At 54.4% G+C, this 15,677-nt stretch carries 15 protein-coding genes; 7 read left to right on the forward strand and 8 right to left on the reverse strand.

The features are described from left to right. Both WCK51_05985 and WCK51_05990 read left to right on the forward strand, forming a co-directional pair. Positions 1 to 2,226: a prolyl oligopeptidase family serine peptidase gene (locus WCK51_05985; GenBank protein ID MEI7576423.1), complete on the forward strand. Its 2,226-nt coding sequence runs from the start codon at positions 1 to 3 to the stop codon at positions 2,224 to 2,226. Next, complete coding sequence (locus WCK51_05990; protein ID MEI7576424.1) at positions 2,223 to 2,927, forward strand: carbohydrate-binding family 9-like protein; 705 nt, start codon at positions 2,223 to 2,225, stop codon at positions 2,925 to 2,927. Before WCK51_05985 ends, WCK51_05990 begins: the two co-directional genes overlap by 4 nt. Here WCK51_05990 and dapB read toward each other — a convergent pair. Next, positions 2,924 to 3,673, reverse strand: coding sequence for a 4-hydroxy-tetrahydrodipicolinate reductase (gene dapB, locus WCK51_05995; protein ID MEI7576425.1), 750 nt, complete (start codon positions 3,671 to 3,673; stop codon positions 2,924 to 2,926). The genes WCK51_05990 and dapB overlap by 4 nt on opposite strands. Before the next feature lie 82 nt (positions 3,674 to 3,755). On the opposite strand from dapB, the gene WCK51_06000 reads away from it, so the two are divergent. Both WCK51_06000 and WCK51_06005 read left to right on the forward strand, forming a co-directional pair. After that, positions 3,756 to 5,087 carry a Gfo/Idh/MocA family oxidoreductase gene (locus WCK51_06000; GenBank protein MEI7576426.1) on the forward strand — a complete coding sequence of 444 codons (1,332 nt, stop codon included), beginning with the start codon at positions 3,756 to 3,758 and terminating at the stop codon, positions 5,085 to 5,087. Continuing rightward, a complete protein-coding gene (locus WCK51_06005; GenBank protein MEI7576427.1) occupies positions 5,084 to 6,289 on the forward strand; it encodes a Gfo/Idh/MocA family oxidoreductase in 1,206 nt (401 codons plus the stop codon). Before WCK51_06000 ends, WCK51_06005 begins: the two co-directional genes overlap by 4 nt. A gap of 56 nt (positions 6,290 to 6,345) precedes the next feature. Here the strand turns inward: WCK51_06005 and WCK51_06010 are convergent, their stop codons facing one another. The 7 genes from WCK51_06010 to WCK51_06040 are packed head-to-tail and all read right to left on the reverse strand — an operon-like array spanning position 6,346 to position 13,073. Next, positions 6,346 to 7,506 (reverse strand): FtsW/RodA/SpoVE family cell cycle protein, encoded by a 1,161-nt coding sequence (locus WCK51_06010; protein ID MEI7576428.1) that lies wholly within the window; start codon positions 7,504 to 7,506, stop codon positions 6,346 to 6,348. A 3-nt stretch (positions 7,507 to 7,509) separates the two neighbouring features. Next, a complete protein-coding gene (locus WCK51_06015; GenBank protein ID MEI7576429.1) occupies positions 7,510 to 8,073 on the reverse strand; it encodes a hypothetical protein in 564 nt (187 codons plus the stop codon). A 16-nt stretch (positions 8,074 to 8,089) separates the two neighbouring features. Continuing rightward, a complete protein-coding gene (locus WCK51_06020; protein ID MEI7576430.1) occupies positions 8,090 to 8,785 on the reverse strand; it encodes a hypothetical protein in 696 nt (231 codons plus the stop codon). After that, positions 8,785 to 9,489 (reverse strand): hypothetical protein, encoded by a 705-nt coding sequence (locus WCK51_06025; GenBank protein MEI7576431.1) that lies wholly within the window; start codon positions 9,487 to 9,489, stop codon positions 8,785 to 8,787. Before WCK51_06025 ends, WCK51_06020 begins: the two co-directional genes overlap by 1 nt. Positions 9,490 to 9,516: 27 nt before the next feature. Beyond that, positions 9,517 to 10,614: a hypothetical protein gene (locus WCK51_06030; GenBank protein MEI7576432.1), complete on the reverse strand. Its 1,098-nt coding sequence runs from the start codon at positions 10,612 to 10,614 to the stop codon at positions 9,517 to 9,519. Positions 10,615 to 10,665: 51 nt separating this feature from the next. Continuing rightward, positions 10,666 to 12,348 carry a putative ABC exporter domain-containing protein gene (locus tag WCK51_06035; protein MEI7576433.1) on the reverse strand — a complete coding sequence of 561 codons (1,683 nt, stop codon included), beginning with the start codon at positions 12,346 to 12,348 and terminating at the stop codon, positions 10,666 to 10,668. Continuing rightward, positions 12,348 to 13,073, reverse strand: coding sequence for an ABC transporter ATP-binding protein (locus WCK51_06040; protein MEI7576434.1), 726 nt, complete (start codon positions 13,071 to 13,073; stop codon positions 12,348 to 12,350). The genes WCK51_06035 and WCK51_06040 overlap by 1 nt, the downstream gene beginning before the upstream one ends. 79 nt (positions 13,074 to 13,152) lie before the next feature. Here WCK51_06040 and WCK51_06045 point away from each other — a divergent pair, with 79 nt between their 5' ends. From WCK51_06045 to WCK51_06055, 3 genes are read left to right on the forward strand one after another with little or no spacing between them, the layout of a single operon-like run. Next, a complete protein-coding gene (locus WCK51_06045; GenBank protein ID MEI7576435.1) occupies positions 13,153 to 14,100 on the forward strand; it encodes a MoxR family ATPase in 948 nt (315 codons plus the stop codon). A 53-nt stretch (positions 14,101 to 14,153) separates the two neighbouring features. Then, a complete protein-coding gene (locus WCK51_06050) occupies positions 14,154 to 15,032 on the forward strand; it encodes a peptidylprolyl isomerase (protein MEI7576436.1) in 879 nt (292 codons plus the stop codon). A gap of 10 nt (positions 15,033 to 15,042) precedes the next feature. Then, positions 15,043 to 15,666, forward strand: coding sequence for a nitroreductase family protein (locus WCK51_06055; GenBank protein ID MEI7576437.1), 624 nt, complete (start codon positions 15,043 to 15,045; stop codon positions 15,664 to 15,666). Positions 15,667 to 15,677: the final 11 nt, after the last annotated feature.

The following is a 15,677-nucleotide window of genomic DNA, read 5'->3' on the forward strand; positions in this document are numbered from 1 at the left end:
ATGCGATTCGGATTTTTGCCCGTGTTTCTCCTGCCAACGGTTGCAGTGGCGGGAGAAATTCAGTTTAGTGAGGGCGTTGCTCGCCCGATTAACTCCAACCCTCGTACGGTTCTACGAGTCGATTCCGTTGAAGCAGATCTGATTGCCGGGCGGCTGGACACCTCTTCCTGGAAGCCAGTTGCCGCTGGCCAAAACGGGGTGTTTTCAGGGCAACCGTTTGGATCAGGCTACGCGCTTTTCAAGATTGAGTCTGATTCCGAGAAGTTTATGCTTCTTGAGGCTAAAGGCAACGGGGTCGTTTATGCAAACGGCGTTCCCAGGGCGGGAGATGTCTATTCGTTCGGCTACCTATCTCTCCCTGTGAAGCTGAAAAAGGGGACGAACGAGTTTCTGTTTACGGTCGCGCGAGGTTCCTTTTCGGCCAAGCTCGTCGATCCTTCGGTGCCGGTTTCGCTTGATGCTCGAGATGCGACGCTTCCCGACATTGTTCGAGGCGAGAAAGAGACTCTCTTAGGAGCTTTGGTGGTGAGGAATGCGACAGGCGAAGACCTCGGGGATCTGGTTCTGGAAGCGAATGGCTCCAAACGTTCTGTGGGCTCCGTGATGGCGGAATCCAGCCGCAAAGTATGGTTTTCCTTCAAACCCAACTCGACCGGTGACTACACGATCAAGCTCCTACGCAAAGGAAAGTTGCTTGACCAAACTAAGCTCAAACTCCGACTAAGAGAAGCGAATCAAGTTCACAAACGAACGTTTTTAAGCAGGATTGATGACAGCGTTCAGTACTACGCTGTTAACCCAGCCCAATCTGGCCCCGCGGGGCGGGCAATGGCCCTTTCGCTCCATGGAGCGAGTGTTGAGGCTCTCGGTCAGTGCGAGGCTTATGGACCGAAGCAGAACTTCACGGTGGTTTGCCCGACGAATCGTCGGCCATTCGGTTTTGACTGGGAGGATGTGGGGCGGCTCGATGCGCTTGAAGTCCTCGAACAAGCACAAGCAAGGTTCAAACCCGACCCACAGCAGATGTACCTGACCGGACACTCGATGGGTGGGCACGGCACTTGGAACATCGGTGCCCTATTCCCGGATCGCTTTGCGGCGATTGCTCCCTGTGCAGGCTGGATCAGCTTTAATACATACGCAGGCGGAGCAACCTACCCAGATTCTCCCATCGGAGACATGTTCCGACGCGCAGGACTGTCGAGCGACACCCTTGCAATGAAATCAAACTTGCTGAGTAAGCCAATCTTCATCAACCATGGAGACGCCGACGATAATGTCCCGGTGACTGAGGCGAGGCGTATGCGCCAAGAGCTTGCGGAGAACAAACAACTCCAATGGTACGAAGAGAAAGGTGGTGGCCACTGGTACGACTCTGATCCTGAGCCGGGAGCAAGTGTTGAGGATTTCGCGCCGATTTTCAGTCTATTCGCCCAGGCTAGAATTCCAGCAGCGAATTCGGTCCGCTCGATCAACTTCACCACTCCCAATCCGTACATTTCTTCTCGGTGCCACTGGCTTATGGTGAACTCGCAGGAGAACATTGGCTCGGCTTCCAATGTACAAGCCTTGAGCTACCCGGGGCTGAGGAAGTTCGTGGTTGACTCAACCAATATTGCTAGCCTTAGCTTGGATGCCAGCGTTCTGCTCGGCACCGGTCCTGTCGAAGTTGTATGGAATGGGAAGACGTTGAAGCATGAACCCATCAATAACATGATCAAACTGGGCGTAGATGCTCAGATCGGAAAGGGATTCAAGGCAAGCTTGGATAACCGCGTCGTCCTGGTTTACGGCACGAAAGGCACTCAGTCCGAGAACGCCTGGATTCGAAACAAGGCTCGCTTCGACGCCGAGCAGTTCTGGTACCGAGGAAACTCCGGTGTTAGCGTCATGTCCGACTCCGAGTACGCAAAATCGGGAACGGGAAGAAATGCGCTTTGCTATTCGATTGGCAAGGGCAACAGCGTCTTTAACTCAGCTATCGACTTGCCGGAGCGCTCTGCGGATTCGCTCTTGCTGAGAAGAGTTGACGAGGGCGGAACCTCGGTCAGCTTCTTCCATGCCTCGAACTTGCAAGCAGCGCGGCTGAGCGAGCGAATCCCGTTGTTCAGCGCAGGTGTTGCGATCCCGGATATCCTCGTCATCAATCCAAGCATGCTGAAGGACGGAATCAAGGGAGTCGAAGCAATCGGCTTCACAGCTAAGGACTTGATTTGGAGCAAGTGAAGACCTACCGGGCGACTCATAAACCTGGCATCGAAACGCTGGATGGGCGACTGGACAAGCTGCCCTGGATGGCGTGTGACTGGTCAGACGACTTTGTCGATATTGAAGGAGACATCAAACCAAATCCTCGCCACCGAACGCGCATGAAGATGTTCTGGGCCGAAGATGGCCTGTATATCGGAGCCGAGATGGAGGAGCCGCACCTCTGGGCGACCCTCACCGAGCACGACTCAGTGATCTTTCACGATAACGACTTCGAGGTATTTCTCGATCCTGATAACGACGGGCTTGCCTACGCCGAACTCGAGATCAACGCACTGAACACGACTTGGGATCTCCTACTTATCCGACCATACCGTGAACAGGGCCGAGGTGTGGATGGTTGGGAGATTCAAGGTCTCAGGACGGCAGTTCACCTGAAAGGCACACTGAACAACCCCAATGTTGCTGACCAAGGTTGGAGTCTAGAAATTCACATTCCATGGCACGCGCTCTGGGAAATCTCGAAGAGCGATGTGCCACCGAACGCCGGAGACAAATGGAAAATCAACTTTTCACGAGTGCAATGGCACCTGGATGTTGTCGATGGAAAATATCAAAAACGCCCCGGGCTTCCAGAGGACAACTGGGTATGGTCTCCCCAGGGCGTGATCGATATGCACCAGCCCGAACGATGGGGCTGGGTTGAATTCGTGGACTAAAACATCACGGACTCGAGACCGACAACGAACCCGTTCATTTCCATCACCTTCTCACAAGCCAGGCAGATCCCTGATTCAAAAGAAGACCGGTCCAACGAATCGTGTCGAATTGTGAGAACCTCGCCTTGCCCGCCGAAGAGCACCTCTTGGTGAGCCAGCATTCCTCTAAGACGAACCGAGTGGACAGGTACTTCATTGACCGATGCACCGCGGGCACCCTCTGCCTTCAGAAGTGGATTAGGCAGGGCTAGCGGCGCGGAAAGACGAGATTCTTGTATGATTTGCGCCGTCCTCATCGCGGTTCCGCTCGGCGCATCCACCTTTTTCTCATGGTGAAGCTCGATGATTTCCGCGTCTGGGAGCCATTCCGCTGCAAGGCCCGCGAAGTGCATCATCAGCACTGCTCCGACGGCAAAGTTTGGTACGAGAAAGGCAGCGGAGCCCTCGACGGCCCCAGAAATCTGCTTTAGCTCAGAGTCTGGCAGCCCAGTTGCTCCGATCACGACGCGAATCCCTTTCCCCAAGGCCATCAGGCTGTGGCCGCCCGCGGTTCGTCCGGTTGTAAGTTCCAATAGAACATCTGGCTTGGTTTGATCTAGACACGACTCCAAATCAGTTTCGACTCCTTCTGCTGTCACGCGGCCGACTCGCCCAACCACTTCAAACCGAGGGTCAGTCGCCAGGCAACGAGAACCCACTGTTCCCATTCGACCCGAAGCACCAATAATCACAACTTTGATCGGCATAAGACCGATTCAACATACCTTTTTGAGCCGCAAAGTGATAACATCCACGAAGCTAGCGGACGGGCTGGTGACAAGGTAGTCAATGGGTTCCAACAATTTTTCTCGACGCGATTTCATGAAGGCGACCTCCGCAACCGCGGTCGGTCTCGGACTTGGTCTCGGCGGTGCTATCGTAGAAGCTGCTCCAGCTAAGAAGCGGTCCAAATCCGCAAACGAAAAAGTCGTGTTTGGTTTGATCGGGTGCGGCGGCATGGGCGCGAGCAACATGCGGACGTTTATGGGCTATGAGGATGTCGAGATCGGTGCTCTGTGCGATGTTGACAAAAATCGTATGCCGAACGACATCGCGGATGTCACCAAGAAATACGGTCGGGAGCCCAAGATTTATGACGACTATCGCAAGATGCTCGAGAACAAGGACATCAATGCGATTATTGTTGGATCACCGGACCACTGGCACGCTCTCAACTTGATCCACGCTTGCGAGGCGGGTAAGGACGTTTATTGCGAGAAGCCGATTAGTCACAACATTGTTGAGGCGAAGGCGATGGTCGGGGCAAAGCGACATTTTAAGAGAGTCGTGCAGGTCGGCACCTGGCAGAGGAGCACCAAGGAGTTTCACAACGCGATCGAGTACATCCGCGCGGGCAAGCTTGGAAAGATCGTCCACTGCCGAGCATGGATCTCGGACGGAACTCGACTTGGCAAGAAGCAACCGATTCCTGTTCCGGACGGTTTCAACTACGATATGTGGGTTGGGCCAGCGGCAATGCGACCTTACCAGGATAACATCACTCACTGGAATTGGCGCTGGATGATGAACACCGGTGGCGGATTGACCACAGACTGGGGCGTTCATATGATGGATATCGCTTTGCTCGGCATGAGCAAGGGACTAGACCTTCCGATGCCGAATCGTGTGATGTCGAGCGGAGGTCTTTGGACGATTAAGGATGACGACCGCGATGCTCCAGACACGATCGAATCGATTCTCAACTTCGGTGATCCAGAATTTGCCATGACCTGGTCGGTTCTTCGCGACCACCCAGGAAAGCCCGGACACTGCACGGAGTTCGTGTCTGCCGACGGTCGGACTCTCCGCGCCTGGCGCGGCGGTTGGGAGATTGTGGACGGAGACGGCAAGCAGCTCCCGAAGGAAAATGCCGATCCACAGGAGTCAGGCCACTGGGAGAACTTCCTGGACTGTGTCAAGTCCCGACAAGCGCCTCGCGCTGATCTTGACTCGGTAGCTCAGACGACGATCGTCTGTCACTTGGTTAACGCTTCCTTGCAGGCCGGAGAGATGGTCCGTTGGGACAAGGCGAAGATGGACATCGTTGGTAAGGCCGGCAGGAACACCGCCGCTTACAGTCGCCAGTATCGCAAGGGCTATAAGTTGCCGATCTACAAATGAGCGCGAACAACAAAGTCACCATTGGCGTGATCGGAACCGGAATCATGGGTCCGAGCGACATGACGAACTTGCTCAACGTCGAGGACGTCGAGGTCGCGGCTCTGTGCGATGTTGACGACGCGCAATTGGCTCCGGCTCTGGCTACCGCTGAGAAGCGTCAGTCCAAGATGCCGGACGCGTACAAGGACTACCGAAAGCTCCTTGAGCGAAAAGACATCGACGCAGTTGTGATTGCGACGCCGGACCACTGGCATGCGATCCAGTTCATCCACTCCGCTCAGGCTGGTAAGGATATCTACATCGAAAAGCCACTGAGCCACCATATCGTGGAGACTCAGGCGATGGTTAGGGCGCATCGACGTTACAAGCGGGTCGTTCAGGTTGGTACTTGGCAGCGGAGTACCGGAGAGTTCGTTCAGGCGATTGAACTGGTCCGTGGCGGAACGCTTGGCAAAGTCGTTCACATTCGCACTTGGACAACCGACTCTCGGAACGTTGGTCGAAAGCCAATTACCGAGCCGCCGAAGGGGCTCGACTACGACGCTTGGCTCGGCCCGGCCCAGCCTCAGCCGTACCAATCGAATGTCGTCCATTGGGGATGGCGGATGCGGAAGAACACCGGTGGTGCGAGAACCACTGATTGGGGCGTTCACATGATCGACATAGCTTTGCTGGCGATGTCGAAGGACCAAGACATCGTGATGCCTCACAAGGTTGTGGCTAGCGGCGGTAAGTGGTCGGCCGTGAATGATGATCGAGACGCCCCCGATAGTATCGACGCGATCATGACATTTCCTGAGCATGAGTTTGCGATGACTTGGTCGGTCTTGCGCGATCACCCTGGTAAGCCGGAACATGGCATCGAATGGGTCTTTGCCGATGGCAAGACTCTTCGAGCTTGGCGAGGCGGAATCAAGCTACTTGACCCGGACGGGAAGGACCTTGGAGTGAAGAAGGAGCCTTACGGAGAGACCGGGCACTGGCAGAACTTTGTGGATTGCATCAAGTCGAAAGAGCTTCCGAGGTCTTCGCTCGAGTCGATGGCTCGGACGACGGATGTTTGTCACCTGGCAAACGTTGCGGTTTACTCAGGCGAGCAGATCGTTTGGGACAGCAAGAAGATGGACATCGTTGGCAAAGAAGGGAAGGACACCTGGGCTTATCGGCGCCCTTATCGCAAGGGGTATTCGCTTCCTTCATAGTCGGAAAATTGAAGGCCGGAGTTGGGACGACTCTCAGCTTCGACCAGCTTAAACCTCTAAAACAGCACAGCTCGTTCTCTCGTTCGCACATTCACTGCCAGACCTACCAGCGACATACAGAGCCAAATGGCTGTGCCGCCTTTGCTTAGGAACGGGCACCAGAGACCAACGACGGGGAAGATTTTGAGCACCATTCCGACGTTCACAAAGAAGTGGAACGCGAAAACGGTCAGGATTCCGGCCAGAACCATTTGGTAGTAAAAGTCGGATGCGGCGAGCATGCCGAGCCATAGCCGATAGAAGAGAAGGGCGAACAGCCCGAGTAGCGCAACGCTTCCGAGAAGTCCAAACTCCTCGCTGAACACGGTGAAGATGAAGTCAGTCTCTTGCTCAGGAACGTTGAGCTTTTGGGTTCCTTTCAGGAAGCCGGTGCCGGCAAGGCCGCCGTTCGCGATTGCGTAAAACCCTTGTTGGACTTGGTAGTCATCGCCTTTAACAACTCCCCGCTTCTTCTCGTCCGCGGTCTTTGTGCCTCCTTGAATCAACGCAAGGACGCGCTCTTCCTGATAGGGTTTAAGGACGGCTTTCCTCACTGGAGTGACGAAGAGGACTAGACCCGCGAGAGCGACAACGACTCCAACGACGAGAGCAAGGAATTTTGGCGGCACGCCAGCGACCAATGAGAGAGCCACCCAAACGGCCACGAGCAAGAGGGACGCGCCTAGGTGAGGTTGGATGAAGACAAAGACGATTGGAACAGCCATGTGCAACAGGCCGATCGCAAATGTGCTGAACTCCTTCATTCGCTCCTGCCTAGACGCATAAAATGCCGCTAGCGTAATTACCAGCAGGATCTTCGCCATCTCGCTAGGTTGAAGCTGAATCGGACCAACTTTGACCCATCGCTCTGCACCGTTAACGGTTTTTCCCATGAACTTAACCGCAACGAGCGCGAGCAGGTTTAGCCCGTATACGAGCGGCATTATCTTCGCCCAAACTCTTGGGTGGATGAAGGCAAAGATGCTCAGTGGAACGACTCCAACCCCGATGTTCATCAGTTGATCTTTGAAGAACTTCGTCGTCTCACCGTAGTGTGAACTATAAATGACCCCGAGGCCGACCAAGGTAAGCGCTACTGCTGAGACAATCAACCACCAGTCGATCCCCACGCTGGAGGAGCGGCTTTCACTGGTCGGCCGGAGGGTGATCGAAGCCATGAACTACTCTTTGGGTTGGCGGATCGAGGTGCCAAATTCGCGCTTGATGATTCCGTAATCCTTCGTGACCCAGAATTTCATTGTACGAGATCGTGGATTTGGGGTGTCGGTGTAGATCTCCAAATCCACCGTGGTAAGGACCGCGCGAACGGACTTGCCTTGGTACGGGACTTGAGCATCCTCGGTGGAGATTTTCGCTTCCGCCGGGATCGGCTTAGATGGTGAAATCAGATTTCCCTTCCAAGTCCAGGAATCGCCGGCATACATGGGAACGCGGATGATGTCAATGGGAGGATCGTAAACTTCGTCACCCGCCTCGCGAACGAGGAGAGCCTTTTCGCCAATCTCGTACTGCTCGCGTTCGATGGTGACATCTTGATCTTTGATCTCGATTACCCTTGTTTCGCCTTTAGATTCGGTCCCGAGTTTGCTAGGGAGAATCGTCCCGTCGACGCAGAAGGATGTTTCGTTGCCAGGCGGACAAACTCGTCCGATGTCGGCGACCGAGCCGAGATAGGTTCCTTTCTTCGGCGTATGAATGGAAACCTGGTCGCAACCCCAAATCAATGCCAGTAGGAAGAGGCTACTTAACCTCTTCCATGACAATTTTATTGGTGGTTTTGCCTTCAATGGAATCAATCTCCGTCTTTACGGTCCCACGTCCCTTGACGAGCCAAAGTTTCGAGTTCAGTTTGAACGACCGTCCGCCTTGGGTTCCGGAAGCACTGACCGTGATGAGCAGCGCGTCCTTGTAGGTAGCAACGGGAGTCTTGACCTCTTGAGTTCCCACGACCTTATTTGTCCCGGTCATTTGCATGACGCTTTCCTTCGTTGTCTTGATGTCCCAAGTTTTCCCAGGGGTGAGTCCGGCTGGGAGCTCCCAAGTGGTTTGATCCGAGGTAATGGTGGCGTTGGAGGCAGCGCGGATGCCGCCTTTTTCGACTTTAAATGTTGCGGTGTCGAGGCCGACAAGCTCGTCGGAGGATTCGAGGTTATACTCTGCAATTCCGTTTTCGACTTTGACGAGCTTAAAGGTCTGAGTTCCGACTTTGTCGGCTTGCCCGGACTGCTTGATCGCCAGCTTCATCGGCTCGGTGCGACCGAGACCGTAGTAGTCAAACGCATCCGTCTTGAGGTCGGCGGGTACTTCGGGGGTTTGAAGGGCTTTGACTGGCGTATTCGACTCGGGCTTGTTGGTGGCCGAGTTGGCAGCAGACGCGGGATCGCCACAGCCAACGACTATGGCGAGAGCAAACGGCAACAGGAAAACTCGATTCATTACTTGATAGTGTAGCTCTTAAGGCGTAGCGTGAGCGAGCTTCGTCCGCCCTTGATCTGAACCACCTGTTTGAATCGGGCGAGACCCACGCCAGGGACGAACCAACTGTTGTTGCCGACGACGCCTTCCGACTTTGACGTCTTGAAGGTTCCGCTTGACTCAATGAAAAGCCCGCTCATTCTTCCACTATCGGTATCAACTTGCTGCATATCGTGAGTCGAGAACTTGTAATCCATAGTGCCGGTCTCTCCGAGCGGCGTTATTCCCGTGCCCTTGTAGCTGGTGACCTCGTCCATCTTGATTGGGAACCTGACGATGGTTTGTTTTGGAGAAAAAGTGATTGGGGTTTTGCCAACGCTGATCTGGTGAACTCCGGTCGAGTCAGTCTCCCACACCTGCTCGTCCTTTTCTTTGCCTTCTTCGGTCATGGTAAGCACACCACGAGTCACGCCCGTGGCAGGATTGGAGACCGACTTCACTTCGTATCCAATCTCAACCGTTCCGCTCTCCGCAGGTTTGCCTTCGAGTTCGCGAGTGATTTCGAGCGCATAGGTCCACTTGTTTCCCACCTTTAGCGGATAGATCTGCTCAGGGGTGACTTTGTCGGCGACTTCGACCTTAGCCTCCTTGACAGGGACGGGCTTGTATTCGCCCTTTCCGCACCCAGTTGCTATGAGAGCGAGTGTTCCAACGGCTAGCTTCAATTTGTAATTCAATAGAATCTCCAAAAGTTATCTTGTTTTGACTAAGTCTACAGCTTCCTGAACAAGCGTCTTATCTGCAATCTGTTTAATCACCAGTTCTTTGCTATTGAGCTGTGATCCGACGGTCGCGGCCGCAATAGGAACGCTCTTGCTGACGACGATGATCTTCGTATTGGGATGTTCGCTGGAGTATTTCCAGAGCCGTGCGGCCCCCTCTTCTGACAGCTGAAGCTTTAGATCGTATGAGGTCTCTTTTTCGGTCTTGACTTCCTCAACGCTTGCTTTTTCGATCATCTTGAGATTGGTAATGACGAGGGAGTGTTTCAGGATATTGAGGGCCTTCGCGTAGCCTTCTCCTCGTTCACCTTGCTTGAGCAGGTTGTCGATGAGTTCGGCTGGTTTTTCCTTCGAGATACCATCGTTCTTTGCGACGAACTCTTGGTAGAAGCGGTCAAGAGCTTGGGGGTCAAGGAACTTCGACTCGAGTTCTTTGTACAACGTGCTCATCGCTTTGGACTTGACGGGCACTGTGTTGAAGCCAATGACGGGCTTGCCGGAGGCATTTGGGACGTCAAAGGTGACCGGCACCTGGAGGCGGATACCGTTGTAAAACGCAATTCGGTTCAGCTTGCTGGGGAGCTTTCCGTCGATGCCGACGCCAAGATCATTCTCAAGCTTGGCTTTGAGGACCGGATCGCCAGAGATCGCTTTTTTGGCCTCATCAGTTGTCCAAAGGGGAGCTTCTTCGCTGACTTCTTCAGCGTTCTCTTTCTTGCCGAGCTTGTACAGAATCCCGGTGATTCCCGAGGCGTCGCCGTCAAGAATTCCGAGCAGTTCTTTCATCGGGACTCTCGCTTTGATCGAACCCGAACTTGCGCCGCCGCTGTCGTTGCCGCCCGATTTGAAGTCGTCGGACGCTTCGACGACTTGAACCATGCGGTTGACGGAGAGGATTTTGACTTTCGCTTCCTCGCTAATTGCGACCAAGCAGAGATCTTCGGCGACGATTGGATCGAGTTTGACTCCGCTCAGCTTGATCTGGGTATACAACTTTGAACCGCCGATGCCGACCGCGAGGAGAGCGGCAAAGCCGAGTGCGATCTTGGTCGAAGGGCGAATTCTCATATCCTTTAGGGCAACGAACTAGACGATCCGCCTAGTTCCAGCTAAACCAGTTTACTCGGAAGGGTTGTAGTCAACATAGAACCTCCCGGCCAGCGAGGTGAAGAGCGCGACGATCCCGCACATGACACCGGCAGTGAGCACAGCGGGAACGAGTGGTGAGGTATGGATCAGTCCAATGAAGAGCAGGAAAAGGCCGATGGCCGGCGCCATAACGAACACCATTGCCAGGAGCTGCATGAGACCCCGAAAGGAGCGCTGAGTTGGGTCGTCGAAATCAGGGAACAGAACGACGACCAAGAAGACCGCGCTGACCATTCCGACGCCGATCGCTGGGGAGGCAATGAGTCCGGCGAGGTGGAATTGCCAGAGTCCCGGCTTGTAGATCAGGCCGATTGTGTACGGAACAAGTGCCAGGAGAATCGCGACAAATGACTTTGCTGCGACTTCATAGAACGCAATCTGACGAGACGTGAGTGGGAGCGGTTTGATGACTTCGACCCGGCGAAGGGTTTCTTGGAATCCATTGAGAGCGGCGATTGAGCCAAAGTTTGCAGTCATGAAACCGACAAGGCCCAGGTAGACGAATGGCAATACGCGCTCGCGCTTTTCCGGGATGCTGAGGAACATGACCGCCATAAACCCGAGGATGAGCATGAACACAAAACTCATTCCGATCCCGGTGCGAGCCTGGATCAGCCACTCCTTGTAAATCAATGCCCAGCCATTCAGGAGCTTTACGTCCTGGATTTTTTGGGCGATCCGACCTCGCTTGACCTTCCCAGAGCGGGCATGTTCGGCCATCATGCCAGACATGTCGCCTTTGCGCTGCATGTCGCGCATTGTTTGGCCTTGGAATCCGCGGGTCGCGGCTTGATCGTACATCCAGCCGCTGAGGTTGGAAGCGTAGCGGAGTGAGACCGCGATCAGGAGGCCGAGTGCCAAAACAGCCACCACTGTACTCATCAACGAACCACCGAAGGAGCCAACGGCAATCACAGTAGAGAGGTACGGAATGATCATGATCGCCCGGACGTGGGGCATCTGGGTGGTTGCCACGATTGTCTTCCATGAGGGGTCGATATACATTTTCGCACCGAAGGTGGCGAGAACGATTGCGACGGCAAGGGCGATTGTCCACCCAGATATTCGGAGAATCTTCCTGGAGTGCTTTTCGTTTTTGGCGAGATAGAACGAAAGCGCGTAGCTCAGCGCCACCCACACCGCCGCCATGAGCAGCCAAGAGAGAACCATCCCTCGAATCGCCAGATCAAACCCCTGGGGATCGCCTTTCTTGAGACCAGCGGCAAGACTGGAGAGCGGTTTGAATCCGAAGAACAGGATGATGAGAGGGAAGAAAAGTGTTAGGAAGTATTCGCGGAACAACCGGAAATACATCACGAGTCGGGATGAAACCGGGGTAGGAAACAAGACATCGACGTCGGCGGGCTTAAAGGTGTTTTTCATCGCGAAGACGCCAGCCGCCATAAGGATGCTGATGTTCATGAAGATGAGGAATACGACGGGCTCAACATTCGCTAAATCGAAGGTGATTCCTTTGGGAAGGAGTGGGCCACCCTTTTTGGTGAAGTCGGTTGGCTTTTCCCAGGGTCGCAGGAAGAAGCCAATGTAGTAGCCCAAACCTACTAGGACGGAGATGAGCCGCTTTGGCGAGCTCACGGCGCGCTTGATCCCGTTGAGAATCTGCCTCGCCCAGAGGAAGAAGAGTGGCTTCATCAAGCGACCTCGTTCGTGAGCTGGAGGAAGACTTCTTCGAGCGATTGCCCTTGCATGCCGTAGTGCTCGCGAAGCTGTTCGGGGCTACCCTCGGCGAGGAGCTTGCCTCTCGCCATGATCAGTACCCGGTCGCAGAGCTTTTCGGCGGTATCTAGCAGGTGTGTAGAAATGAGGACGGCGGCACCGCCTTCCTTCATTCGAACAATCTCTTGTTTGAGCTCATGAGCTCCGGCGGGGTCGATGCCGATGAGGGGTTCGTCGAGGAGAAAGACGTTCGCTTCGTGAACCAGCGCGCAGGCGACCGACAACTTTTGCCGCATACCTTTACTAAGCGTTGCGACGAGGTCGTTGCGCTTGTCCAGCAGGTGGTAGCGTGCGAGGAGTTCTTCGTGTTTGGCTTCAAATATCGGAAGGGTGTCGAAGCACATCGCAATGAAGCGCAGGTGCTCATAAACTGTTAGGAGCTCGTATAGGGACGGAACTTCGGGGACAAATGCGAGGCCGCGTTTGGCTTTTGCCTGTTGTTCGTTGATCTCGTAGCCGTTGATGAGCACTCGGCCGCTGGTTGCCCGCAGGATGCCGGCCATGCACCGCATCCCGGTGGTCTTCCCAGCTCCATTGGGGCCGATGAGGCCGACGATTTCGCCAGGATTGATCCTAAAGGAGAGCTCGTTGACTGCTCTGTACTCTTTATATTCCTTTACCAAACCCTGAACTTCAAGCATTTCTAACCCTCTGTTTCTACCTTAACGGGGCGGGAATGGGTTGCAGAAACGCGGCTTCTGTGCCAAGCTAGGAGAGTTTATGAGCATTGAAGCCAAGGTCCAAAGTGTGCGATCCGAGATTAGTAAGGTCATCTCGGGGCAGCACGACGTGATCGACCAGATCATTGCGTCGACGTTGGCAAATGGACATGTTCTGCTCGAAGGCGTTCCAGGGCTTGGCAAGACACTTTTGGTTCGGACATTGGGGCATGTTTTCGGCCTTGAGTTTGGACGAGTCCAGTTCACCCCTGACCTCATGCCTTCGGACGTCACGGGAACGATGATTTATGATGCCTCTACGGGCAAGTTCTCGTTTCGGCAGGGACCGGCGTTTGTTGGGCTTTTGCTTGCGGATGAGGTGAACCGAACCCCGCCAAAGACCCAGGCTGCTCTGCTCGAAGCGATGGAAGAGCGCAAGGTGACGGTTGACGGCACCTCCTACCAACTCCCATCGCCGTTTATTGTCATTGCGACTCAGAACCCGATTGAGTTTGAGGGCACTTATCCTCTTCCAGAAGCCCAGCAGGATCGCTTCTTGCTGAAGGTTTTGTTGCGCTATCCAACTCCGGAAGAAGAGATGGGGGTTCTCAAGATCCACCACGCCGGCTTCTCTCCGCAAAATCTAGAGCAGGCCGGGGTTCAGCAAGTAGTTTCTCAGGCCGAGCTGCTTGAGCTGCAACGGGAAGTCAGGACGGCAACGGTTGAGGATAAGATTTTCAATTACATCTATCAGATCGTTCATGCCACGCGGGACAACCGAGACGTGATGGTTGGGGCATCACCTCGAGCGGGGATTGCACTGATGAATATCAGCAAAGCGTTTGCATTCATGCGCGGCCGGAACTTTGTGACTCCGGATGACGTGAAGGAAATCGCTCCGGCGGTTCTGCGGCACCGGGTTTCGTTGCGGCCAGAAGCCGAGATTGAGGGGCAGACAGCGGATGACGTCATCAAGCGACTTCTTGACTCGGTTGCGGTTCCTCGGTAAATCCGGTTGGCATGATCCTTTTTCGTCGAAGCGTCGTCTAATTCCGTGAAACTATGAGCCTTGTTGCCGCAATCGCTGGACTTCAAATCGCCCTCCAAACTGGGGGTGTTCAATTGGGGATTCCAAACCTCAAGCCTGCGCCCGAGAAAGACCAAGTACTGGTGAAGGTGAACGGGCAAGAAATCAAGGCGAGCGATATCGCAGCCTTGCTGTGGGATGTCAAGTCCGAAGAAATTCTTAACGAGGTTGTCTATTTCCAGCTCGCTAAGGCCGAGGCCGACAAGCTAGGGGTCTTCCTCACCGGAAAAGAGATTGATGACGGCGTCCAACGAGAGATCGATGGGATGAAGGCGAATCTGGCACCAGGGCAGACCATCGAGCAGGCGATGGCTTCTTCGGGCCAGACAAGGGCGCGGCTCTACCTTGCCGTGAAGACCTCGCTTCTTCTCACTAAGATCGCGTTTGCCGAATTCGATCCGAAGCTTTATGTCAAGGTTTCGACGATTATCATTAAGCCAGCATCCAGCTCGGCGACTGACCTGGCCAGCGCGATCAAAATCGCCCAAGGCGCCTATGACCGGCTCCAAAAGGGAGACGCTTGGGAAGCGGTGGTTGATGATGTCGTGACCGATGAGGCCGGGCGAGAGTCGCGTGGTCGGCTCGGTTGGCGGCTCCTTTCAGCATTCCCCGATGACGTCCGATCTGACATCGGATTGCTGCGGGCGAACCAGTACAGCAAGCCTGCGCAGATTCAAAATGGGATTCAATTCTTTCGGATCGAGCGATTTGGCAAAGACCTGGCGAAAGAGGAGCTTGACCAGATGCGGCTTGAAATGACAGACGCCTTGCGAATTCAGGCCGTGAACAAAATTCGTCGAACAATGAATATTGAGCGAGTCTGGCCCCCGCAACCGAAGAAGCCGGGCGTATAGACTCTTACGTATGAATGTTCGCGAAACCATCGAAACCCGCCGCTCGATCCCGTTTTTTGATCCCTCGGTGAAGATTCCCAAAGAAGAAATTCTTCGGCTCTGCAATCTCGCAAACCTCTCGCCAAGTTCGATGAATCTCCAGCCGTGGGAGTTTATCGTCTGCACCACTCCGGAATCGAAGCAAAAACTTCGCGAAGTGAGCTACAACCAGCCCAAGATCACCGATGCCAGCGCAATGATTATCCTGTTGGGAAATCTTGAGCATCACCTTCACGCCGCTGATGTTGTCGAGAGCCAAATCCGAAACGGCTACTTTGGCGAGGAGCGTCGCGAAAGCTGGATCCAGTCGGCGCTCGGCGCCTACGCCGACAATGCTCAGAAACAACGCGATGAAGCATTTCGCGGAGGATCGCTTTGGGCAATGACCTTGATGCTGGCTGCCCATGAAGCTGGCTGGGATAGTGCGCCTCTTGGCGGCTTCGTTCCCGAGCAGGTGAGTGAAGTGTTCAGCATCCCCGAGACGCATATCCCGGTTCTGCTCATCGCACTCGGAAAACGCCCTGAAGGAGCTAACATCCTTCCTAGAAATGATCGGATTTCCGCCGAAGAACTGACTCACTGGGAAACTTGGTAAAAAAAGTTAAC

The organism is Armatimonadota bacterium (assembly GCA_037138755.1).
Taxonomy (GTDB): Bacteria; Armatimonadota; Fimbriimonadia; order Fimbriimonadales; family Fimbriimonadaceae; genus Fimbriimonas.

Bases quoted from the DNA above. Each gene is read 5' to 3' on its own strand.
- WCK51_06055 (MEI7576437.1), top strand. From the start codon at position 15,043: ATGAATGTTCGCGAAACCATCGAAACCCGCCGCTCGATCCCGTTTTTT.
- WCK51_06045 (MEI7576435.1), top strand. From the start codon at position 13,153: ATGAGCATTGAAGCCAAGGTCCAAAGTGTGCGATCCGAGATTAGTAAG.
- WCK51_06005 (MEI7576427.1), top strand. From the start codon at position 5,084: ATGAGCGCGAACAACAAAGTCACCATTGGCGTGATCGGAACCGGAATC.
- WCK51_06040 (MEI7576434.1), bottom strand. From the start codon at position 13,073: ATGCTTGAAGTTCAGGGTTTGGTAAAGGAATATAAAGAGTACAGAGCA.
- WCK51_06035 (MEI7576433.1), bottom strand. From the start codon at position 12,348: ATGAAGCCACTCTTCTTCCTCTGGGCGAGGCAGATTCTCAACGGGATC.
- WCK51_06000 (MEI7576426.1), top strand. From the start codon at position 3,756: ATGGGTTCCAACAATTTTTCTCGACGCGATTTCATGAAGGCGACCTCC.
- WCK51_05985 (MEI7576423.1), top strand. From the start codon at position 1: ATGCGATTCGGATTTTTGCCCGTGTTTCTCCTGCCAACGGTTGCAGTG.
- dapB (MEI7576425.1), bottom strand. From the start codon at position 3,673: ATGCCGATCAAAGTTGTGATTATTGGTGCTTCGGGTCGAATGGGAACA.
- WCK51_06050 (MEI7576436.1), top strand. From the start codon at position 14,154: ATGAGCCTTGTTGCCGCAATCGCTGGACTTCAAATCGCCCTCCAAACT.
- WCK51_06010 (MEI7576428.1), bottom strand. From the start codon at position 7,506: ATGGCTTCGATCACCCTCCGGCCGACCAGTGAAAGCCGCTCCTCCAGC.
- WCK51_06030 (MEI7576432.1), bottom strand. From the start codon at position 10,614: ATGAGAATTCGCCCTTCGACCAAGATCGCACTCGGCTTTGCCGCTCTC.
- WCK51_06020 (MEI7576430.1), bottom strand. From the start codon at position 8,785: ATGAATCGAGTTTTCCTGTTGCCGTTTGCTCTCGCCATAGTCGTTGGC.